Source organism: Enterococcus sp. OL5, from assembly GCF_006491895.1.
In the GTDB taxonomy this organism is placed as follows: domain Bacteria; phylum Bacillota; class Bacilli; order Lactobacillales; family Enterococcaceae; genus Enterococcus_D; species Enterococcus_D innesii.
Genome location: NZ_VHIL01000003.1, coordinates 1 through 23,226, shown reverse-complemented (window position 1 = coordinate 23,226; position 23,226 = coordinate 1). Strand labels below are relative to the sequence as shown.

Below are 23,226 nucleotides of genomic sequence, written 5' to 3'. Positions count from 1 at the left end.
AAGGAAATGGAGTTTCGGGAACCGACGATCGCAGACTGCGATCAAATCGAAGCGTATCGGCAAGCCTTCGAGAAGAATCAAGAAGTCATTCACGGTGGGGCAGGACTTGTAGAAAGTCCCACAGCCAAAGACTGGCTAGAGGGATTGGCGGATTTTAAAACAGCAGAAACGGTACCAGAAGGATTCGTTCCCGCCCGTACCTATCTGGCTATCCAAGATCAAAAAGTGATCGGTCTCTTGAATCTACGTCTGACACTTAATGCGTATTTGCGCCAAATTGGCGGACACATCGGGTATTCGGTGCACCCAGACCATCGAAAGCAAGGCATCGGCTCGGCAATGCTGGCACAGTCATTGGTAAGTGCCAAACAATTTGGCTTGAACAACGTGTTAGTAACCTGTGAAGAAGCCAATCGCGCCTCCGCCAAAGTCATTGAAAACAATGGAGGTAAATTGACAGAAAAAGTCATTGATCCTGAAGATGGCGCTATAATCTGTCATTATTGGATCGATCTGACTTAAAATGAATCCTTCCTTAAATGAAAACGTGCGTCCTAAAGGCTAGCGCAATGCTGACTTTAGGACGCACGTTTTCATTTATTTGACTAAAACCAATTTTTTTAATGGATCGATACCAAATTCTTCTTCTTGACGCAATAAGATTTGGGCACATGCCCGACTATCTTCTAGTGCATCATGGTGGTTTAGTAAAGGAATCTGTAATTGCTCACAAACCGTATTTAATTTGTGGTTCGTAAATTCTGGGTACAGTTTGCGGCTTGTTCGTACCGTGCACAAGGAAAGATAGTTTGGTTGTGACAACCCATAATAGTCAAGACACCCCGCCAAAACGCCGGTATCAAAACCAGCATTATGCGCAACGATCAGACTGTTTAATTGATAATATTGTTGGATTTGTTTCCATACGTCAGGAAACTTAGGCGCTTCTTGCACATCTTCTGGACGAATGCCATGAATTTGAATGTTTTTCCAAAAAAATTCCGTTTCCGGTTGGATCAATGTGTAATATTCGCCCACGATTTTGCTATCTTGTACCATGACTAGTGCAAGGGAACAGGCACTATGCTTTTGATAATTTGCTGTTTCAAAGTCCATTGCGATAAAATTCATCAGACTCACCTCATTGCCATTCTAGCACAAAATCAAAGAATGAAAAGCGAACAAACGTTAAGAAAAACTGAAGTTTTCTTACGGTTATTTGAGATCCAGTTCCACCGGACAATGGTCACTGCCGATGATATCTGTATGGATCTTGGCATCTAGCAAGCGCTCATTTAAGTCATCCGAAACGACAAAGTAATCGATGCGCCAGCCGGCATTGTTTTTGCGAGCGTTGAAACGGTAGCTCCACCAAGAATAAATGCCTTCTGCATCTGGATAGAAATAACGGAACGTATCGGTAAAGCCAGCAGCCAAAAGAGTCGAAAACTTTTCCCGTTCTTCAGGTGTAAACCCAGCATTTTTTTGATTGGTTTTCCAGTTTTTGATGTCGATATTCTTATGGGCAACATTCAAATCACCACAGAGAATCACTGGCTTTTGTTGTTTCAATTCAGTCAAGTAACCCAAAAAGGCATCTTCCCAAGTCATGCGATAATCCAAACGACGCAATTCATTTTGGGAATTCGGTGTGTAGCAAGTAATTAAGAAAAATTCAGGATACTCTAGTGTGATGACGCGACCTTCCGTATCATGTTCTTCGATCCCTAATCCATAACGGACGGATAGTGCAGGTTCTTTTGCGAAAATCGCTGTGCCAGAATAGCCTTTCTTCTCCGCATAATTCCAGTATTGATGATAGCCTGGTAAATCCAATTCGATCTGACCTTCTTGCAGCTTTGTTTCTTGTAAACAAAAGAAATCAGCATCGAGGGCTTCAAACACTTCAGAAAAATTTTTTTAACGATGGCCCGTAAACCATTCACATTCCAAGAAATAAATTTCATTGAGACTCCTCCTTATTTTCCACTACGCCTCCCATTTTACCTAAAAAAATCAGAAGCGCAAAGCAAGTGAGCGGAATAAGGAAAACAAGGAGGAATGCTTGCCTTCAAGAGGGGGGATTGGTTGAAGATCATATTCACCAGAGGTAGCAACTTTTCCTTGAACATGCTAAAATAAGTGAGATGTTTATTGTGAAAGGAAACCTTCTCGTGAATAAAGACTTGATGATTGCGCAATTCCCTGAAATTGCCTTATTAAAAGATGAACCCTTATTGAACTATACGTATACAAAAACTGGTGGACCGGCAGACATTTTGGCTTTTCCCAAAACAGCGGAAGAGGCTAAACAGCTGCTTGATTATTGCCGAGAACAAGCGATTCCTTGGATCGTCTTAGGAAATGCCAGCAACTTGATCGTCCGTGATGGTGGTATTCGTGGCGTGGTGATCATGCTATCAGAAATGAACCAAATCGTGGTGGACGGCACTTCTTTGATCGTCGATGCTGGAGCAAAGTTGATCGATACTACCTATGTCGCTTTGCATGAATCGTTGACTGGTTTTGAATTTGCCTGCGGGATTCCCGGCAGTGTCGGCGGTGCCGTCTTTATGAATGCAGGCGCCTATGATGGCGAGATCCAAGATGTCTTTGCGTCATGCGACGTTTTGCTGGCTAATGGTCAAATCGTGACTTATACCAAGGAAGAAATGGAATTTGCTTATCGTCATAGCAAATTGCAAGAGCAAAAGATGATTATTTTGAGCAGTCGCTTTGATTTAGCAAAAGGCGATCAAGAACAAATCAAAAAGCGGATGGATGAACTGACAGAATTGCGGCAATTGAAGCAACCGCTAGAATACCCCTCATGTGGGAGTGTCTTCAAACGCCCAGTCGGTCATTTTACCGGCAAGCTGATCCAAGATGCAGGCTTACAAGGATTGAAATGGGGCGGAGCCCAAATTTCGGAAAAACATGCGGGCTTTATCGTGAATGTCGATCAAGCAACAGCCACGGATTACGTTGAACTGATCGCTCATATCCAACAAGTCATCAAAGAAACCTTTGATGTCACCTTAGAAACAGAAGTCCGAATCATCGGCGAAGAATAGATTAGCGAAAAGATTGTCCCGAGGGGCAATCTTTTTTTCATGAGAGCTAATAAAAAGAGCTTAGGATTGTAAGCTTTCGCAGTCTTCGGTACAATAAACGAAAAGGAGTGAGCAGGATGAAAAAGTGGGGACGCGTCATTTTGTTTGTTGGGTTTGCCTTTCTTTTCGGTGGTTGTACGAAATTACCGCAAGAACAGTTTGCCGAACAGTTGACGAATCAGCAAGCAACGAATGCTGGTGAATTCCAAGCGACGATCGATACCTTTGAGATAGGCAATAGCAGCGAATACGGTCAAGAAGCCGATAGGTACGCCTCTATGTTGATGTCACAGTTAGTCGGCTCGTCATTTAAAGGGGACTTCGTCCAAGACAAAGAAACCAAAGCGATTTTACTCAACCTGGCAGTCGCTTTTGGGGGGCAGGAGCTGCCGATCAAGCTGATCGTCGATCCAGAAAAACAAGAAGCATATGTGTCAGCTGAAATCTATGAAACACTGCAAGGGTATATCAGCGCATTTGGTGATGACAGTTATGGAACAAAACCAGACGCTGGGGAATATGAGGGCAAATACCTGCGCATCGATCAAGAAACCTTAGATTCTTACTTTGGCGAAGGAACTTTTGCAGAGGACGACGAGGGGACGACCGAAGCAGAAAAAGAGCCTGAAAACCTCTTTACCATGAACAGTCTTTTTCATAATGAGACATTTGCAGACTATTTGAAAACCTTTGAACCGGATGCTTTCAAAAGAGATGGAGATACGATCAGCCACACGTTTACCAAAGAAGAATTGGCAGATTATGCAACCTATGCTCAAGAACACGGCGCTGATCAAAAGCAAGTCGCCGAATTAGAAACGATGCTGGAAGAAGTCGAGCAGTTTGACTTAGCTATGACCGTCAATACGAAAACAAATCAGCAGAAAATGGCTTTTCACTTCGTGCAAGCAGATGAGCTGCAAACCACTATCGGAGCCACGGTGACTTTTACAGGGAAGAAAAGTGATACTGCGGTTGCGATTCCCACAGCGGAAGAATTGATCGACCCAGAAGAATTGTTTTCTCCCTATGATTATGGTTGGAATGACAGCTATGACGATGGGGATGAAAATGATTATGATGATGAGTACTGGGATAGCTATGATGAAGCCGATGATTGGTCTTCTTATATGCTGACGGATGAGGAGTTTGAAGAACTGCTGATGCAAATCAAGCAAGAGCTGCCTTATTTGACCCAAGCAGATATCGATGATTATCTGACATTTTATGAAGAGTACTTGACCCAAGAGCAGTATCAAGAGCTTGTCGAAGCACTCCAAGTGCGAAGTCTATGAGTCACTCAAAAGGGAAGCGACCGCCTAAGTTAGCCAAAAAGCTAACTTTGGGCGGTCGCTATTTTTTTAGATACGATTTTTTTTGCGGTTCATGACTAAGCGCAAAAGGACGCTTCCAACTGCCATCGTGGCGATTCCTGCTACAATGGCTTCAGGCACGCCTTGGGCGAAGATCACACCCAAAATCGCTGCATAAACAGCATTGCCGGCTTTTCCCACAACCTCTGCATATTCTTGCTGGAACAAGAAGTAGATCAAGTTCATTACCAGAATCGTATTCGTCAAGCCTCCGGCAACACCAGCAATTAGTAGTGAAAGACTTTGCTGTTTGTTTTTCCAGATTTTTTGACAGCCCTTATAAACAAAGTAAGGAACGACACCAATCAAAATACGGGGAATCAGCGCTACGAGGATCGCTTTCCAGCTTCCTTGATCACTCCCATAAATCGGTACGAAAGGAGAGAAGACAAAAGAAAGCGGGGTGATGATCCAGGTCGAACGCACCATACTGATGATCCCAAAGGCGCCGCCTAAAAAGCCGCCGATCCGAGGGCCCAATACAATGGAAGCAATGATGACAGGAATGTGCATCGTTGTCGCATTGATTGGTCCTAAGGGAATAAACCCAAGAAAGGGAACCGATGCTAAAAGAATCAAGATTCCTAAAAAGAAAGCTGTTAAGACAAGTTCAAAAGTTGATATTTTTTTCATTGTTAGACACTCCGTACTTCCAAAGCAGTCAATGCTTTTTCAAGAATCGTTTCTGTTGCTGCTAATGCGCCTCTGCCGAAATCACCGCAAGCCAGTAACGCTTCACGAGGTTCAATCTCTTGGAAGCCGACTTCTTTCAAAATCCCCAAATTTCTTTGAACAATCGGGTTTTCGTACATGATGGTATTCATGGCTGGTGCAATCAAACGGGGCACGGATAACGGCAACGCTAAGGCAACTGTTGAGATCAAATCATCGGCTATCCCATGCGCCAGCTTGCCAATACTGTTGGCACTGGCTGGGGCGAGCAAGAAAAGATCGGCTTGTTTGGCTAGTTCAATATGGTTGATCCGATCTGGTTGGCGCTCTTGCATAACATCCACATGGACTGGGCGTTTGGATAATGACTGTAGAGTCAAAGGCGTAATAAATTGTGTGCTATTTTGGGTCATTAAGACATCCACTGCATAGCCCTTTTTGGTTAATTCATTGGTCAGGTCGGCTGCTTTGTATGCAGAGATACTGCCGCTGACGCCAAGCAGAACGTGTTTTTGTTTCATGATTCTTTCTCCTTTTCTAAAAAAACATCTAGCTAAGCACGCAGGTCATTGCGTAATGTGTCAACGATCAAGGTTGCGATCTCAGCTTTTGTGCGACCAGTCCCGATTTGTCCTTCTTGTGTCAAAAGGTGGCCAACATGCTGGTTTCCTGAAATTTGCGTCAAGTCGTTGGCCAACACATAGTCCGCTTGGCTAGCCAGTAAACTTTTTCGTGCGACCGCAAACAGTTCGGTTTCCGCTACGTCTACTAATAATTTGAATCCGACTAATAAGGTTGTCGGCTGTAATGCTTTGATGGTTTGGATCACTTTCGGGGTTTTCTTCAACACTAAAAACAAATGATCAGTATTGGAAGAAACTTTGCCTGCCGTTGCTTCAGATTGTGCGAGCACGTGTGCCATCAATGCCGGAGTGACCTGGTTGTCATAAGTCGGTAGGGCATCGTTGATTGCTTCATAAAAGGCTGCTTCTGAAAAATGAGCAGCAGGAGTAAAATCACTAACTGCCATACTGTGGATCACGGCAGCATACGAATGGGTCGTCAATAAATCGGTCAACTGCGCCAACAAGTCCGTGGTCCCTTCAATGAAATGACAGGTAACGCGTGGATCGGTCGGCGGTTGCTTGGCAGTTTTCGTCGTAACGTAATCGATGGTCACCTCAGGGGACTGCAGCCATTCCTTGGCAATGGCTTGACCAAGTGAACCCGTGGAATGATTCGTAATTGCACGGACATCATCGATTTTTTCGGAAGTACCGCCAGCCGTAATCAAAATTCTCATTGCCCTTTTGACACCTCAACGATCGTTCGTCCTTGGTGCGTGCCTGCTAATAAAGCTGCCAACGTTTCTGGCAAGTCTTCCAAAGTGATGGCTTTCGTGTAAAGCTGATCGATCACATTCCACTCACCCGCTAATTTCTCCCATAATGCCGTGCGGATCTCATGAGAAACATTGACTGAATCGATCCCAATTACGCTAATCCCACGCAAAATAAAGGGTAAGACAGTCGTTTCGATTTTGATTCCACCAGCATTGCCGCATAAGAAGGCACCGCCCCCATAAGCGATTTGCGGAAGCACTGCCGCAAGTAATGGACCGCCAACTGTATCAATGACCGCTGCAAACGATTGTTTTGCTAATGGTTTGACCTTTTCGGGTACCACTTCATCAGGACTGACGATTTTTGCTGCGCCTAGGTCCAACAACCATTGCGCATCGGTTTTCCGAGATAGCGCCACTATATTTGTATAGCCCAGTTTTTTCAATAAAGCAATGCTGACACTGCCGACGCCACCGCTCGCACCTGTCACCAAAATAGCAGCGTCTTTTGCTAAGTGCAGCTGTTCTAATTCTTGCACCGCTAAAGCTGCTGTGAACCCAGCAGTGCCATAGGTCATACTGTCTTTTGCTGAAAAACCAGCAGAACGTTTCACGAGCCACTCGGCTGGGACCCGTTGAAATTGACTGTAACCGCCTGGGTGAGAAACCCCTAAGCCATAACCTGTCACTAAGACTTGGTCGCCTGGGGCAAAATCAGCAGACTGACTGTCCACGACTTCCCCTGCTAAATCGATTCCCGGCGTCATCGGATACGTGCGAATCACGCCGCCATTTTCTTTTGCTGCCAAGGCATCTTTGTAATTGACATCTGAGTAATCAACCCGGACAAGCACATCGCCTGCTGGCAGCTCGTCAAGGGTTGCAGTTGTGAGTGAAGCAGTAAAATTTGGTTCATTCATGACACGAAAGGTAGAGAAATTCGTCATTTCAGACACTCCTTTGATGGTTTGTACTCATAATACCATAAGTTTTATTTTTTTAACCAGTGAAGCAAGAAAAGACAGGGCTTCTTATCAAAAAAATCAGCAAAAACAGATCATTATTAAATCTACCTTTTCTTCGTTAAAATAGAAGTTGTTCTTTTAAACCTGTGAAAAGCGAAAATGACGGGATCGCCAATCCTTTCCTTTATAGCACAAGCATTTAGCGTCACTCCTTTTTTTGATCAGGAAGAAAAGAATTCAAAGAAATACAGAAAAAAGGCTTGTGTTTTTTGCAATTATTTGTATACTAGAAAAAGTGAAATTAAACATGAAGTTTACTTATAGCAAACTTTTTTATTTGAAGTTGTGTCAATCAAAGGGGGAATGAACATGGAGATTGGCGAGAAGCTGCGCAATTTGCGCGTTCAAAAGAATTTGACCCAAGAAGAATTAGGCGAGCGGACCGATTTGACGAAAGGCTATATCTCACAGTTGGAACGTGATTTGAGTTCGCCTTCTATGGAAACTTTTTTTACGATCTTAGAAGTTTTAGGCGTGACACCAGAGGAATTTTTCCGAGAAGAAAATGCGCAGCATCAAGTGGTTTATCGCGAAGAAGACAGCACGCTCTATTATGATGAAGAAAATGGCTATGAATTGAAGTGGCTGATTCCCGATTCCAATGAAAAAGAAATGGAGCCCGTCTTGCTGACTTTTGATAAAGCGGGCGAATACAAGACCTTTGAACCATCGTTAGCAGAAACATTTATCTATGTCTTAGAGGGCAGTGTGGCGTTGACACTTGGAGAAACGCAGTACAAGGCTCGTAAAGGCCAATCGATTTATTATCAGGCGACTGAGCCGCATCAATTAAAAAATATTGCGGGCAAAAAAAGCCGTGTGCTTGTAGTCGTGACAGATTCTTATTTATAGTACAGGAGGAAAGAGTGTGGGAAAAACAATAATTTCATTCAACAATGTGGTGAAGCGATTTGATGATGATGAAACAGTTTTGAAAAAAGTGAGTTTTGATATTGAAGAAGGTCGCTTTTATACATTGTTAGGTCCTTCAGGTTGTGGAAAAACAACCATCTTACGCATCATTGCGGGTTTTTCGGACGCAACAGAAGGCGACGTTTATTTTGATGGACAAAGAATCAATGACGTTCCTGCCAATCAACGGCAAGTGAATACTGTCTTTCAAGATTATGCCTTATTCCCACATATGAACGTTTTTGAAAATGTGGCATTTGGTCTGCGAATCAAAAAATTACCAAAAGATGAAGTGAATAAAAAAGTCTTAGAAGCGTTGCGGTTAGTACAACTTCCTGGTTATGAGAATCGTGAAATCAGCGAGATGTCTGGAGGTCAACGCCAACGGGTCGCAATCGCACGGGCGATCGTCAATGAGCCCAAAGTATTGCTCCTGGATGAACCATTGTCCGCATTGGACTTGAAATTGCGAACCGACATGCAATACGAGCTGCGGGAATTGCAGCAACGACTAGGCATCACCTTTATTTTTGTCACCCATGACCAAGAAGAAGCGTTGGCCATGAGTGATGAAATTTTCGTTATGAACAAAGGGAAGATCGTCCAAAGCGGCACACCAGTGGATATCTACGATGAACCAATCAACCATTTCGTGGCGGATTTTGTCGGTGAAAGCAACATCGTCACAGGTACGATGATCGAAGACAACTTAGTGGAGTTTGTCGGCAAGCAATTTGAATGTGTCGATGGCGGGATGCGGCCGAATGAAGCCGTTGAGATCGTGATTCGTCCAGAAGATTTGAATTTGACGACGGCGGAAAATGGCAAGCTGGTCGTTGAAGTAGACACGCAATTGTTCCGAGGCGTGCATTACGAGATCATTTGTTATGACGAACAAGGCAACGAATGGATGGTTCACTCTACAAGAAAAGCTACTGAAGGAAGCAAGATCGGGCTTTCCTTTGAACCAGAAGATATCCACGTCATGCGTTTCAATGAGTCCGAAGAAGATTTTGATGCTCGTTTAGAGAGCTACGAAGATTAGGAGGGAAAGCTAATGACGAAAATGCGTCGTTTTTATGCGATACCCTATGTCTTTTGGTTATTGCTATTTGTTATTGCACCAGTCTTATTGATCATCTACCAATCCTTTTTTGATATGAACGGCAACTTTTCGCTGGTCAACTATCAAAGCTACTTAGGTTCTGGCAAATATTTGATCATGACCTTAAACTCGGTTTGGTATGCCTTTTTGATCACCTTGATTACCTTAGTGATCAGCTACCCGACAGCCTATTTCTTAACTAAGCTGCGTCACAAAGATTTGTGGCTGCTGCTGATCATCTTACCGACGTGGGTCAACTTATTGTTAAAAGCCTATGCGTTTATTGGGATTTTCGGCATTCATGGCAGTGTCAACAACTTCCTAGAAATCATGGGTGTTGGACCAAAGCAGATTTTGTTTACCGACTTCAGCTTTTTGACGGTTGCCGTCTATATCGAACTGCCCTTTATGATCATGCCGATTTTTAATGCCTTAGAAGAAATGAATCCCTCTTTGATCAGTGCCAGTCGCGATTTAGGGGCAAACAGCTATGATACTTTCCGACGAGTGATTTTCCCTCTGTCGTTAAACGGTGTGAAAAGCGGCGTCCAAGCCGTCTTCATTCCGTCGCTCTCCCTCTTCATGTTGACCCGTTTGATTGGGGGCAATCGCGTGATCACGCTTGGTACAGCGATCGAGCAGCATTTTCTCGTTACCCAAAACTGGGGCATGGGTTCGACCATCGGCGTCATTTTGATCATCGCCATGTTCCTCGTGATGTTGTTTACGGGAGAAAAGAAAAAAGGAGGGCAACGTAAATGAAAAAATTTCGCTGGTCGAATCTTTATCTGATCGTCGTCTTTATTCTTTTGTACGTGCCGATCTTTTATTTGATTTTCTATTCCTTCAATGAAGGAGGCACCATGAATGCTTTTACGGGTTTCACTTTTGAACATTACCAATCCGTCTTTCAAGATACCCGCTTGATGATCATCGTGTTGAACACCTTTATGCTGGCATTTTTATCAGCATTACTGGCAACGATCATCGGCACATTTGGTGCGATGGGCATCTACTATACCCGTAAACGCCGAACGAGAACGGCATTGTTGAGTTTGAATAATATTTTGTTGGTTTCACCAGATGTCATCATTGGTGCCAGCTTCTTGATTTTCTTTACGATGATCGGCAACTTGTTCCGTGGGTTTAGCTTAGGCTTTTTCAGCGTATTGCTTTCGCATATCGCCTTTAGTATCCCGATCGTGGTGTTGATGGTCTTGCCGAAACTGCAAGAGATGAACGATTCAATGATCGATGCTGCCCGTGATTTAGGCGCGAATAATTTTCAAGTCATTAAAAATATCATTTTGCCTTTCTTGACACCGGGCATCATCGCCGGCTATTTCATGGCCTTTACTTATTCACTCGATGATTTTGCCGTGACATTCTTTGTGACAGGCAATGGCTTTAGTACCTTATCGGTAGAGATCTATTCTAGAGCACGTCAAGGAATCAGTTTAGAAATCAATGCATTAAGTACACTTGTCTTCTTATTCTCCATGATCCTGGTGGTAGGTTATTACTTTATCAGTAAAGAAAACGGCGCGAAGAAATTGCGTAAAAACCGCCGTGTGGAGGTGGCAAATCTGCGATGAAACGACTACAATCTCTGATTATCGGTATTGTTGCGATCGTCCTGATCTTGCTCTTTGGTGTCCGTGAGTTGGAACGCTCCTCTGGTATGGCAGGCGCTGAAGTCGTCAACATCTACAACTGGGGCGACTACATCGACCCAGATTTGATCAGTAAGTTTGAAGAAGAGACTGGATACAAGGTCAATTATGAAACCTTTGACTCAAATGAAGCGATGTTCACGAAGATCCAACAAGGCGGTACGTCCTATGACATCGCCATACCGAGTGAATACATGATTGAGAAAATGATGGAACAAAATCTTTTAAAACCATTGGATCACAGTAAAATCAAAGGGCTAGACAATATCGACCCTCGCTTTTTGGACCTGAGTTTTGATCCAGGCAATCAATATTCCATCCCTTATTTCTGGGGAACACTGGGGATCGTCTATAACGATAAGTTCTTTGATGAAGGTGAGATTACCCAATGGGACGATCTTTGGAAACCCGAATTAGCAAATAGCATCATGCTGATCGATGGCGCGCGTGAAGTAATGGGATTAGGTTTGGACAGCTTAGGCTATTCTCTTAACAGCAAAGACGATGATCAGCTGCAAGAGGCATTCAATAAGCTACGGACCATGACCCCAAACATCAAAGCCATCGTCGCAGATGAAATCAAGATGTACATGGCAAATGAAGAAGCATCGGTTGCGGTCACATTTTCTGGGGAAGCAGCCGACATGATGTACGAAAACGAGCACATTCATTACGTGATCCCTTCGGAAGGCTCCAACCTGTGGTTCGATAATATGGTCATTCCTAAGACCTCACAAAACGAAGCCGGCGCTTATGCCTTCTTGAACTTTATGCTGGAACCCGAGAACGCTGCACAAAACGCAGAATACATCGGCTATTCCACACCTAACCAAGAAGCCATGGCATTACTGCCTGACGAGATCACCGAAGACGAACAATTCTATCCATCCGATGAATTGATGGAACACCTCGAAGTCTATGAAAACTTAGGTGCTGAGTATCTGGGCATCTATAATGATTTGTTCTTGGAATTGAAGATGTATCGGAAATAGTGGTAAAACTCAGTAAGAATGGCGTAAAATCAACCAAATAATACAAACCCTTTCAACCATTTTTATTGTCAGTTTTCCAATTTTCTTCCAAAAAATCGTAAAATAACATATTATCCGCCGTTATTTAAAGCTTTCTTCCAGAAAAATGTCATTACATCTTATGATTAATTGTTGATAAATAATTTAGAACAGTTGATTATTCTCTTAGTTTCATATCAATATATAATTAACCGAACCTTCTAGAAAATGTGCAGATTAGCTGCCATTTTTTCGGCTCTTCGACATTTAGTGTTGGTGGAGAAAGATACAACTGAAAGTTTAGTAATAACCAGTTAGGCATAGTGCTTAGCTGGTTTTTGCTTATCTTGAAAAATCAAACCTCGAATGACGTTAATTCTTGCTCTAAAGTTGTGGAAATTTTTATAGACGACGCCTAATTGTTTTATTACTTTTAACAAGTTATTTTTCCATTCTGGTGCTCCGTTACTATATAGTTTTTTCAAGCGTACCGAATCCCGGAAATGTGATTATTTAAAAATATTTCAAGTAGGATTTTATACATATAACGAGATAAACATTATTATTCTATTGACTAATACTTAGGGGGAGGGGGTATCCTAGAGGTAGGAGGGATTAAAATTGAAAATAAGAGTGGTCTCAGAAACAACAAAACTAACAAAGAAAGCTATTTTGTATTACTCTGATCAGAAACTGGTTTCTCCAAGAATATTAGAAAATGGCTATAGATACTTTACATCGGAGGAATGTTGTTATTGAAAAAGAAAAAGAATCAAAAAATTTAATTGATACATTGACTATATTGAATATTCTTAACGAAGGAGAGTGTATAAAAGTTTTAGAGAAAGATATTTTATTTCTATCAGATAATAAGAAGATATGAGAAAGTTTGATGGAGCTATTTCTAGGAAGCTATGGATCATTTTTCTATTTGTATTTTTTAATTATCCAAGTGGGACAACAGAAACAAAAGAACAGTAAAAATATTTTGATCAACTTATAAACTTTTTAGACAAAACTCAAATTTTCGTTTATCAAAAGAACTACAAGATTATCTTGATTCAAATAGTAAATTATTTTTGGGAAAGGAAGTTGAAAAAAATTGATTCTAAGGAAAAGAGTATAACCAACGTTGATGAGTTTTATAACAATAATAGAAAGGTGATTAATAAATATTTATCATACAAAAAGAGCACTGAATATTTGAAATCACCAATGAGAGAAATAGAGGTACAGATTAAGTAATTTTGTCATACGAATGGATACTATGAAGAGTTTGTCCCAGATATTAGATTTTTAAGTCCTTCATATGACGAATATTAAAAAACAAACGAATATGAGAGAAAATTTACTGAAAAAATTTTACTTGATAATCTTTGAGGAGATTTTCATTAAAAATAAAACTAAGATGAACTATTCAGTTTAACCTTAGGAAGGTTAATGAGAATTTTTTAGTTTTTTATGAAATTTTATCGATATAGTAATTATGTCGCAGAGGATTATTTGTAGTCCATAAATTACTTAGAATCTATCTCGTAAGATGAAATATCTAGAGTGGATTTCTTGAGTGATAACATCGGTTGCTAATTTTTTTGAATTTCAATGTATAGAAATGAGTAGTCTTTTGTTTGTATAATACTCATTGGATCTAACGATTATTCTCGGTTATTTAATCTTAACTGTCATCACTGTCAAACTTTAAAAGGAAAGTCTTTATGAAAGAAAATAAGAAACAGATAACGAAGTTTATTTCTAACTTTATATCGGCATTATTGTCATCCTATTTATTTTATATGTTCTATTTCTTAAGTAAAAAATAGGAATGTAGAAAGAAAAAACTTTCGTTCTTGTTATCGACACTTGCTCTTGCTTTATTTGTGTTTTTGGGGACGCCAGAGGTTAAATCTGAGGAAACCTCCACTTCAGAAGCAGTTGCTTATTGATTAATGGTCAGACTGGAGAAAGACATATTAAAGTGTGAAAGAGGTATCTCCAACACAAGATTTGTTGAATAAATACCATCGGCGTAGTTTTAGCTATGAATCTACTCTAACTAAAAATTTTAAGGGGTTGATGAAATGTCTGACGGAACCATTACTACTTTTGATAGATATGTTGGAAACAAAACTGTTAGCGGCGTAATCGAAAAAATTATTCTAACCTATGGTATTAAAGGAACTGACAAAAATAAAGATATCAGAGTAAATAGTTTAGAAATCAAAGAAATATCAGTAGCATAGTAAATATAGTGGAGAAAGATTATTAGCTAAGTTCATCTCTATCTTTGTATAAAAATTTACTAAAAATTTACTTTTATACATATTAATTGTATCTAATTTATAGTAACAAGATATTTATAATATTTTATATTTTTATTTTTGTCCCGTAAAAAGTCTTTTTGTCCCTTATTTGTGATATAATACTGCTACGGAGGTGAGAATATGAAAAAAGCGGATGTTTTAGATTTAATTAAATATCATTTTGAAAATAAAGAAATAGAATTTAGAAACCAAGCAATAAATATTGCAAGAGAATTTGATAGAAGAGGAGAATATGAACTATCTCAATATATTATGGGATTAATTTCTCAGTCTGATAGATTTGTTCCTCAAGAGTCTGAGCTTGGGGATAATCTAATCCCTATTAAATTAGATGTTGGCCCGTTACCGCTCCCATCATCCATTTTGAATGATTTAAAAGGAATACTTAATGCTGTTAATCATAATATTGGTATAAATAAGTTTTTATTTGTTGGATCACCAGGAACTGGAAAAACAGAAAGTGCCAAACAAGTTGCTCGGTTGCTAAATCGTGAATTGTTAATGGTGAACTTTAGTGAATTGGTAAATAGCAAATTGGGGCAGACAGCCAGAAATTTAAATCAAGTTTTTAAAGAAATCAATCAGCTTCCTTTTGCTAAAATTATATCATTCTTTTTGACGAACTGGATACAATTGCGTTAGATAGGATCAATCAAAATGATATAAGAGAAATGGGGCGTGTTACTTCCACGTTCTTAAAAGAGCTGGATACTTTAAATCCTGAGGTAGTAATTATCGCGACAACAAATTTATATGATGATATTGATAAAGCGTTGATACGCAGGTTTGATGCGACGATAGATTTTGACCGATATACTGATGAAGATTTAGTAGAGGTAGCAGAGGTAATTCTTAATGTATTTCTAAAACAATTCAAGAGTGCAACACGTGACATGAGATTATTCAAGAAATAATAAGAAGTTCAAAGAATATTCCAAATCCTGGGGATTTGAGAAATTTGATTAGAACTTCTTTAGCTTTCAGTGATCCTAACGATCCTGATGATTATCTAAAGCGATTGCTTAAAGGGATGCATAATGGCAAAACACTAAGTATACATCAACTGTCAAAACGCGGCTTTACCGTTAGAGAAATTGAGATTTTGACTGGTGTCTCTAAAAGTAGTGTTTCAAGAGAATTAAGCGAGGATAGGCCATGAATAATATACTGACATTAAAAGGAAACAGATTTGAGCAGAAACAAAGAGAAGGAACGGTAGGACCAATCACTATTCTTAAAACATCAGTAATTGAATTGAAGAGAATGATTGAGATACATGAATCTTTAATTAGAGTGCAAGAATTCTGGAAAGGCAATAAGGTGATTGAAGGTGCGCTAATTAGTGTTTACTATGATAGAATTGTTGCAAAGAGTAATCGTTTGCAAGGATATCTTAAAGTGAGCTCAAAAGGTGCTCCTAATGATACAGTCGTTGGCGCAAAGTTTAATGATGAAAAAACCAAACATATTATTACGCATTACGTATCTAAAAAAAATTTGGATAAAACGATTGAAAATTCAAGTAAAGCAATAAAATTGTTCAAAGATACATTTAAGGAAAGAATTGATTACGAGGAATTTAGTGACTCTAAATTATTCAATACAATACCATATAAAAAATATGGTATTGCAAAGACAACCTTTCGACAAATTCTTCGTGATTCTTGTTTTGTAGAAAATTTTGGAATAGAACAAGCTTCAAAAGAAAATTTAAGGAATTCTATCATTACGTTTTATGATACAAAAACGGATATAAACAAAGTATTAGTGAAACTTGGTATTGATATTGACGATGCAAATATACTAGACCAGACTACAGTTTTATTAGATGAAAGAAGGGTTGAGCTGGTTTTATCTCGTGCGCCTTATCTAGTGTCTATGGCTGTTGAAGATTTCACTAAGTTATCTCCAGAAGAGTTTCACTCTCCAAATCAAGAAATTGATACGCTGATCCCGTTACCAACTAATGAACCGACAATTGGAGTTATAGATACATTATTTGAAACATCCGTCTACTTTAGCGAGTGGGTAGAGTATTATGATATGATCTCAGATGAGATCAGAAGACAAACAGATGACTATAGACATGGTACAGCTGTGACTTCTTTAATTGTTGATGGTCAAAATCTAAATAAAAATTTAGATGATGGATGCGGAAGATTCAAAGTAAGGCATTTTGGAGTTTCGCTTCATTCTGGATTTAATTCATTTTCAATTATCAAGCAGATAAAAGAGATTGTTTCACAAAATACAGATATAAAAATCTGGAACCTTTCTTTAGGTTCTAATGATGAGATAAAGGACAATTTCATTTCTGCTGAAGGAGCGGTTTTGGATGATATTCAGTTTGAATACGACGTTCTTTTTGTTATTGCTGGAACAAATGCAGCAGTAAGTAAGAATAGAACCAAAAAAATTGGAGCGCCGGCAGATTCTTTAAATTCTGTAATTGTGAATTCAGTTGATTTTGACAAAAAACCAGCAGATTATTCTAGACAAGGAATAGTTCTTTCATTTTTTATTAAACCAGATATTGCGTATTATGGCGGAGGTAATGGAAAATACATCAATGTTTGTGAGCCGTTTGGATTAGCTCGAGTTTCTGGAACTAGTTATGCAGCTCCTTTAATTGCTAGAAAACTAGCTTATTTGATTCATATCATTGGTTTGAGTAAAGAAGAAGCAAAAGCGCTTATTGTTGACTCTGCAATTGGCTGGAATGATAAAAAGACGTATGCAGAGAAAACGTTAGTCGGAAATGGCATAGTTCCGATTAGCATTGATGATATTTTATCAACTCCAGATGATGAGATTAAATTTATTGTTTCTGATGTATCTGAAAAATATGATTCTTTCAACTATAATTTTCCTGTCCCTGTATCAATGAAAAAGCATCCTTTTGTAGCTAAAGCGACAATGTGCTATTTTCCAAAATGTTCTCGGAATCAAGGAGTAGATTATACGAATTCAGAGTTAAACCTTGTATTTGGACGTTTAACTGAAAAGGGTATTAGTCCAATAAATAATGACAATCAAAATATGGATGACGCTCCAGGTTATATCAAAGAAGAATCTGCACGAAACATATTCAGAAAATGGGACAATGTTAAGCATATAGGAGAAACATTTACACCCAGAAAAAAGGCCAAACCTATATTGAATACAGCAAATCCTCAATGGGGAATGAGTGTGAAAACCGTTGAGCGGTTGAAAAAGCGAGATGGTCAAGGGATTAGATTTGGAGTTGTAGTTACTTTAAAAGAAATAGACGGAAAAAACCGTATAGATGATTTTATTAGTCAAGCTCAATTGAGAGGATGGCTTGTAAATAGAATTCAACTTGATAATAAAGTCGATTTGTATAATAAGCTAACAGAAGAAATTGAGTTTGAATAGAAGTGAATAAAGGGAGGAGGGGTACTTTTTGGTAGATCTCCCTTTATTTTTTTAGAATGATCTAGAATGTGTCATTTCATATTTATAGTTGTGTAAAATTTCAAGAATTACTGCTTGAGAGGAGGTTCCCTGTGAGAGAGTTTTTTTCAGTAATGATTATATTTTTTTGTGTATCACTATATACACCTATTTGGCTGAGCATGTTTAGTTATTTTGAAGAAAGAAGAAAAAGAAGAAAAGAAGGAGATACATATAGATATTTTAGAATGGCATTTAATGTAGTGGTGATGTTAGTAAGCATATTCATTCCAGTTTTTATATTGTTACTTGTACCAAAACCAAGTCAGGAAGGAAATTCTTTACAAAAGTTAGTCAAAGTGGATTTAGCCACACAGTTTATTATTCAGTACATTGGTGGATTACTAGTTAGTTATTTATTGATATTTTTTCTTATTTCATTTTTACAGCGAAAACTTACAGCAAAAAAATTCAACAGATCTTTTTATTAGATAAATATGGATATAAAATAGTCAATGGTTTTTATGGATTAGTGTTTTCGATTTTCTTATTTTTGTATTCAAATACAGATTTAGAAATTGTCATTTTTTTCAAGTTCATGCCTTTTTGTTTTACGGCATCTAACTTTTTTTATCTGATTTGTGAGTCAAATCTTAAACAATTTAAAAGTACCAATTTCGATAAAGATAGACCTATCATGAAGTATCATGAATAATAAATTGAAACTATGCACATCAATAAAATAGTGATAAAACAGAATATAACAAACATAAAATAGCTTCGATGTATGTGCTTATGTCGGTGAAAACATTCGATCTTATCAGAATAGAATTAAGTTTTTAGAGTACTAAATAACAACGTTTTTCTAAAGTCTATAAACAGTAAGGTATAGGAATATGAGATCTGTTGTGGAGAAAAATCCGAATTATACGCCAAAGCAGATTTCAAACTTATCCGCGGTTTTCTTTTCGGTTGTTTCTGTCACATGTGTGTAAGCAAATTTATCCCGTTGTTAATTATCCCGTATAGTGCCTCTTTAACGTTGATTTTTTAGGAGGTTTAACAATTTCTTTGGTCTGTTTCTCTTCAATTAAGATATCTATGGCATTTGGGGTGTTCAATTTTTGTTTTAATGATCCTTTCCAGTTATTTCTATTAGCAATGAAATCTGACATACTAATTTCATAGTTTGAAAGATCTGGATAAATCTCTGTGCCAAAAAATTTTTTATAAAAAACTCTGTCTTTTTATAGATCATTTAGTGTATAACGAATTAAAATGGATTCTCATACAAATGCAGACAAGGTAGTATTTGTGTATAGGAATCCTTGAAAATGAATATCATCGGAATAGATTTTTCTGGATTTTTGGAATGGATAATAATACATAGAGTTCTTCTGAATTATGAGATGTTTGTAGCAGAATTTTAACTACACATCCCTAATGCAGCCGATGAGTCTCCCAGGATCCTATCGAACCGTTTGCGCTTATATTTCTTAATGGGAAAAACAGCGTTATGCGAAATAAATTATAAAGTTGTAGATCGACTTGATCATTTGATCGGAGAAGAGCAGGGCGATTTTGGAACAATGGAAATTATGCACGAAGATCACATGAAAGACATGTAACTTCTTATCATGTAATTTTTCTATAGTAATACGACATTCGCAAGTGCTATGCCAGATCAAAACCAAGAATGTTTTCTGGAAGCATTAAAACGACTATTTAACCAATTCGGCGGCGTTCCAAAAACAATCAGAATAGATAACTTAACTACAGCAGTGAAAAAAATAAAATCCAAATTTGAAGAAACACAACTAACTGATAAATTCTTAGGGTTTACCATTCATTATGGTTGTGAGGTTCAAGTCTGTAACCCACGTAGTGGGCATGAAAAAGGGGATGTCGAAAATAAAGTGTGCTATGTTTGATCCAATTTTTCTCGACTTCCCCAATCATAGATTCTTTTGACTCCCTAAATAAACAGCTTGAGGAACAACTGAAAACAGATCGAAAAAGGACGCATTATTCAAAACATCAATTAATTGAAGACTTTTGGAAGAAAGAAAATAAGGTGATACATTCTCTTACAGAAGAGGACTATCCAATTTTTAAAGAAGTAGAAGCTAAACTTAATCGTTATCACGAAATAAAATTTGATCAAACAATTATTCATATTCCTAAAGCATATGGATATTCTCAATTGACCGTTGCTTTTACTTGGAATATATTCAAAGTCCTTACGCCTTATGGAGAACTCTGAATGAATATCGCCCCTATATGAACAAAAAATAATTGATCCTATGAAGTGATATCTTCAAACAAAAGAGACAAAAAAACATTGTTCGTGTTGGCTCACTTGATACAGGAAAAACACATCTAGCGATCGCATCAGGGAGAAAATCCTGTAGTGAAGGTATTTCAACCAAGTTTTTCCAAGTAAACAGCCTCGTTGAGCAATTAGAAAGTGTCTTGAAAAAACAACAGCTAACCAGTTTCAAGAAACGATTCGAGACAACAGAATTAATCAGTCTTGATGAAATGGGGTACCTACCATTGACGAAAGAAAGAGGTGAATTGCTCTTCCAACTGATTTCAGATTGGCATTAGCAAAAGAGCATTAGTATTACCTCTAATTTATAGTTCAGCCAATGGAATCAAGTGTTTATGAATTCTCATTTAACGGCCGATCTCGTTGATTGGATCATCTATCGTGTCCATATTATTAGCATTAAAGGCGAAAGTTTCAGGTTGAAAAACTAATTGCCTAAAACATATTGAAGGAAAAAATTAGTTGCAGCAAAACTCTGCACCATCGGCTGTATTTTTTGTGAAAAGCTATTGCACAACACAGACTGTTCATGAGACCTTTAGACAACTTGATAACAGAGCAAAAAATTAAAACAAGTATGTATTGTTTGCTAAACCTTGTGTGGTATTCATCATTATCTTATAAATGAGAGTGTTCTCAAAATGAAAAAGACGACATCAAATTCCAACTGTATGGAAATCGATGTCGTCTTTATACCTATGCTACAAGCTAATACAGTCGGATGGTAGTAAAGAAACCTTAGAACGAGCACACCTCTTTCAAGCAATATTAGCTTTTTTGAAAGAAATATCGCTCTGAATCAGAAGTGTTGGCTCATATATGATTTATTAAATAGTAGCTGATAGAATGAAACATTTGAACAGGGGTATCAATACATCGCTTTTGGCTTCAATTGTTCTGCCACTTTTTATGCGTTCGATAATCTAATAACATAAACATCACGCAAAAAAGAAAAAACAGCATCTCCCTTAAAAAATTTAACTTAAACAACACAATCGGGCTTAGAATGATTTGAACATCTGAATGGCAACATGCCTATCTATGTAGAATAATGGAATATTAGCATACATTCTACAAAAAATCCCCTTGTTTAAACTCATGCTTGTCGATCATAATTTGTGATGATTTAACACCACTATGAAGCAATAAATCAATATTTTGTCTCAAGAAGTCATCGCTGCCCACAAGATAATACATTGCCTCAGTATCGCCTGCAAGGGATTGTGCGTGTCTGTAATAGGTTGCTCGATCATTGACGTACGTTGCAGTTAGTGAATTCCCAGGGGCTGTTTGAAAAAGATTCGCAAATAATCTATCATTAGCCGAATCAACATTTAGGGAATGAACAGCCTTAATGGCACTTTGATCAGCTAAAAAATCTAATATTAAGGGCCTCAATGTTGCAATCCCTACCCCTGAAGAAAATAAAAATAGCTTTTGATTGTTTCTTTTTAAGGGAAGATTGCTGCTAGTACCGAATAAGGCAACTTCATCGCCAATGTTTAATGTCCGTAAGACTTGTTTATATCGAGAGCATGTTTCTTTGATTCTGGTTGTGATGGCGATATGTCCTTCATTAGGTAAACTAGAAATCGACATGTGACGGACCAAACCCCGGTCCGGTTTTTCCCCAATATTAAATCCTTTCATAGCAAAGTGGGTGTGTGCGCCTGCGTCCCAAGTGAAATCGCTATGATTTTTTGTCCAACTTAGATGAAACGTTTTGACATCGGAGGATTCCTCAATAATATTTTCAATGGTTGTCCAATAGATGTTCATATGTTTCTCCTTTCATGTTGCGTCTAAATAGCCATTTGATAGCATGCAAAAAATGTGCGCTAAAGAAGTAGGCATCGTGTGTTCCTTCTTGACAGGTTTCGATGCGCATCTGCTCTTTGGGAAAGCCTTCCTCCTGCAAAAGACCAAAGGCTTTTTTTGAAAGTGTAGTCATTTGCTGTTGCCGTCCTTGACGATAAATGCCTTCTATTTCTCCCACATAGCCATAAAGTTTATGCATGGATCGCTTTATTTTAGGTTTCTTGTATACCATTTGGTCTTTAACAATTGTTTTTCCTTCCAAATATGGGATTACGTCTTCAAACCAAAAGGAAGCAGACAGCAAAATATAATTGCCAAAGACTTCTGGAAAATAGTAAGACGCAAAGAGAGCGGCCAAACCGCCATAGGAACACCCGCCAATCGTGGTGCTAACCGCTAAAGGATCCGTTGCATAGTGTGTATCAATATAAGGCTTGATTTCAGTTGCTAAAATCGTCAAGTATTCTTTGACCTTCCCCGCTAATTTGGGGGTATGAGGTAAAAGTGCATCAGCTGGCCATGGCGTATAGTCATCGTTCCGGTTGACTGGTGCGATACCGACAAGGATAAAAGGACTGATCTGTCCAGTGGCAGTTAAGTGATCAATGTAATTAAGAACTTGTTTTGCCCCATTGCCGTCATCTTGCATGTACACAGTAGGATAGTGCTGATCGACATGATAGCCTCGTGGCAAGACAATCGATACTTTGTAAGTTTGAATCTCTGTAAAATGATACTCCATTGTCTATGTACCTCCAATCAAACAATCTAAATGATAATCATTATCAATTAGATTATAGTACAAAATGTGAAAGAAAGATAGACAAAAGGAGAGGGAGGAAACGTAAAGTATGTTTAAATGTGATAAAACGTACAAAATTCTAAAAAAACATTGTAAAAAATCGGGATTATGATAAAATATTTTCTAATGATAATGATTATCAATTAAAAGGAGTGGTTTATTTGAAAAAATAATGGTGGACAATTGGCGTCTTTGGTATTGTATTGTTGCTATCAGCTTGTGGTACGACAAGTTCTCAAACGGCAGCATCAACTGCGGCAACAAACTGAAAATAGTTCGGCTTCGATAGCACAAACACAATCTCTGACTTATCT

At 38.5% G+C, this 23,226-nt stretch carries 21 protein-coding genes and 3 pseudogenes; 16 read left to right on the top strand and 8 right to left on the bottom strand.

Annotated features, from left to right (window positions below):
* Positions 1–6: 6 nt before the first annotated feature.
* Positions 7–522: a GNAT family N-acetyltransferase gene (locus FJU10_RS04365; RefSeq protein ID WP_074535476.1), complete on the top strand. Its 516-nt coding sequence runs from the start codon at positions 7–9 to the stop codon at positions 520–522.
* Positions 523–597: 75 nt separating this feature from the next.
* On the opposite strand, the gene FJU10_RS04360 is transcribed toward FJU10_RS04365, so the two are convergent.
* Complete coding sequence (locus FJU10_RS04360; protein WP_010749886.1) at positions 598–1,131, bottom strand: 3'-5' exonuclease; 534 nt, start codon at positions 1,129–1,131, stop codon at positions 598–600.
* 84 nt (positions 1,132–1,215) lie between these two features.
* Positions 1,216–1,967, bottom strand: a pseudogene (locus tag FJU10_RS04355) (exodeoxyribonuclease III).
* A gap of 222 nt (positions 1,968–2,189) precedes the next feature.
* Between FJU10_RS04355 and murB the strand changes: the two are divergent.
* Positions 2,190–3,074, top strand: a complete 885-nt coding sequence (murB, locus tag FJU10_RS04350) for a UDP-N-acetylmuramate dehydrogenase (protein WP_370447898.1) — start codon at positions 2,190–2,192, stop codon at positions 3,072–3,074.
* 116 nt (positions 3,075–3,190) lie between these two features.
* Entirely contained in the window at positions 3,191–4,408 is a 1,218-nt protein-coding gene (locus FJU10_RS04345; RefSeq protein WP_140965252.1) for a hypothetical protein, read from the top strand.
* A gap of 66 nt (positions 4,409–4,474) precedes the next feature.
* Here the strand turns inward: FJU10_RS04345 and FJU10_RS04340 are convergent, their stop codons facing one another.
* The 4 genes from FJU10_RS04340 to FJU10_RS04325 are packed head-to-tail and all read right to left on the bottom strand — an operon-like array spanning position 4,475 to position 7,447.
* Positions 4,475–5,119 (bottom strand): ECF transporter S component, encoded by a 645-nt coding sequence (locus tag FJU10_RS04340; RefSeq protein WP_077451927.1) that lies wholly within the window; start codon positions 5,117–5,119, stop codon positions 4,475–4,477.
* A gap of 2 nt (positions 5,120–5,121) precedes the next feature.
* The gene (gene coaC / locus FJU10_RS04335) at positions 5,122–5,679 is read right to left on the bottom strand and encodes a phosphopantothenoylcysteine decarboxylase (protein WP_140965251.1); all 558 of its coding nucleotides are present in this window, start codon (positions 5,677–5,679) and stop codon (positions 5,122–5,124) included.
* 32 nt (positions 5,680–5,711) lie between these two features.
* Positions 5,712–6,461 (bottom strand): phosphopantothenate--cysteine ligase, encoded by a 750-nt coding sequence (coaB, locus tag FJU10_RS04330; RefSeq protein ID WP_077451922.1) that lies wholly within the window; start codon positions 6,459–6,461, stop codon positions 5,712–5,714.
* Complete coding sequence (locus FJU10_RS04325; protein WP_140965250.1) at positions 6,458–7,447, bottom strand: acryloyl-CoA reductase; 990 nt, start codon at positions 7,445–7,447, stop codon at positions 6,458–6,460. Before FJU10_RS04325 ends, coaB begins: the two co-directional genes overlap by 4 nt.
* A 387-nt stretch (positions 7,448–7,834) precedes the next feature.
* On the opposite strand from FJU10_RS04325, the gene FJU10_RS04320 reads away from it, so the two are divergent.
* The 13 genes and pseudogenes from FJU10_RS04320 (at position 7,835) to FJU10_RS04270 (ending at position 20,723) form a co-directional block, all read left to right on the top strand.
* Positions 7,835–8,377, top strand: coding sequence for a helix-turn-helix domain-containing protein (locus FJU10_RS04320; protein ID WP_015510239.1), 543 nt, complete (start codon positions 7,835–7,837; stop codon positions 8,375–8,377).
* Between the two features lie 16 nt (positions 8,378–8,393).
* Positions 8,394–9,482 carry an ABC transporter ATP-binding protein gene (locus FJU10_RS04315; RefSeq protein WP_016608869.1) on the top strand — a complete coding sequence of 363 codons (1,089 nt, stop codon included), beginning with the start codon at positions 8,394–8,396 and terminating at the stop codon, positions 9,480–9,482.
* A gap of 12 nt (positions 9,483–9,494) precedes the next feature.
* Positions 9,495–10,304 carry an ABC transporter permease gene (locus tag FJU10_RS04310; RefSeq protein WP_005234157.1) on the top strand — a complete coding sequence of 270 codons (810 nt, stop codon included), beginning with the start codon at positions 9,495–9,497 and terminating at the stop codon, positions 10,302–10,304.
* Positions 10,301–11,137 carry an ABC transporter permease gene (locus FJU10_RS04305; RefSeq protein ID WP_005228535.1) on the top strand — a complete coding sequence of 279 codons (837 nt, stop codon included), beginning with the start codon at positions 10,301–10,303 and terminating at the stop codon, positions 11,135–11,137. The genes FJU10_RS04310 and FJU10_RS04305 overlap by 4 nt, the downstream gene beginning before the upstream one ends.
* Positions 11,134–12,207 (top strand): ABC transporter substrate-binding protein, encoded by a 1,074-nt coding sequence (locus FJU10_RS04300; RefSeq protein WP_010749877.1) that lies wholly within the window; start codon positions 11,134–11,136, stop codon positions 12,205–12,207. Before FJU10_RS04305 ends, FJU10_RS04300 begins: the two co-directional genes overlap by 4 nt.
* A gap of 651 nt (positions 12,208–12,858) precedes the next feature.
* Positions 12,859–12,984, top strand: a complete 126-nt coding sequence (locus tag FJU10_RS19805) for a MerR family transcriptional regulator (RefSeq protein WP_223272979.1) — start codon at positions 12,859–12,861, stop codon at positions 12,982–12,984.
* Positions 12,985–14,303: 1,319 nt separating this feature from the next.
* Positions 14,304–14,465, top strand: coding sequence for a hypothetical protein (locus FJU10_RS18985; protein ID WP_189372233.1), 162 nt, complete (start codon positions 14,304–14,306; stop codon positions 14,463–14,465).
* A gap of 201 nt (positions 14,466–14,666) precedes the next feature.
* Positions 14,667–15,705 (top strand): annotated as a pseudogene (locus FJU10_RS19255) (AAA family ATPase).
* Positions 15,702–17,942: a S8 family peptidase gene (locus tag FJU10_RS04285; RefSeq protein WP_140965248.1), complete on the top strand. Its 2,241-nt coding sequence runs from the start codon at positions 15,702–15,704 to the stop codon at positions 17,940–17,942. The pseudogene FJU10_RS19255 and the gene FJU10_RS04285 overlap by 4 nt, the downstream one beginning before the upstream one ends.
* 131 nt (positions 17,943–18,073) lie before the next feature.
* On the top strand, positions 18,074–18,451 hold the full coding sequence (locus tag FJU10_RS04280) for a hypothetical protein (RefSeq protein WP_140965247.1): 378 nt from the start codon (positions 18,074–18,076) through the stop codon (positions 18,449–18,451).
* A gap of 1,185 nt (positions 18,452–19,636) precedes the next feature.
* A complete protein-coding gene (locus FJU10_RS19250) occupies positions 19,637–19,891 on the top strand; it encodes a hypothetical protein (protein ID WP_223272969.1) in 255 nt (84 codons plus the stop codon).
* Positions 19,888–20,223, top strand: coding sequence for a hypothetical protein (locus FJU10_RS19245; protein ID WP_223272968.1), 336 nt, complete (start codon positions 19,888–19,890; stop codon positions 20,221–20,223). The genes FJU10_RS19250 and FJU10_RS19245 overlap by 4 nt, the downstream gene beginning before the upstream one ends.
* A gap of 50 nt (positions 20,224–20,273) precedes the next feature.
* Positions 20,274–20,723: pseudogene (locus FJU10_RS04270) on the top strand (ATP-binding protein).
* A 640-nt stretch (positions 20,724–21,363) separates the two neighbouring features.
* Here the strand turns inward: FJU10_RS04270 and FJU10_RS04265 are convergent.
* Together FJU10_RS04265 and FJU10_RS04260 are read right to left on the bottom strand one after the other, a co-directional pair.
* The gene (locus tag FJU10_RS04265) at positions 21,364–22,071 is read right to left on the bottom strand and encodes a dihydropteridine reductase (RefSeq protein ID WP_140965246.1); all 708 of its coding nucleotides are present in this window, start codon (positions 22,069–22,071) and stop codon (positions 21,364–21,366) included.
* Positions 22,046–22,852, bottom strand: a complete 807-nt coding sequence (locus tag FJU10_RS04260; RefSeq protein WP_140965245.1) for an alpha/beta hydrolase — start codon at positions 22,850–22,852, stop codon at positions 22,046–22,048. Before FJU10_RS04260 ends, FJU10_RS04265 begins: the two co-directional genes overlap by 26 nt.
* Between the last annotated feature and the right edge of the window lie 374 nt (positions 22,853–23,226).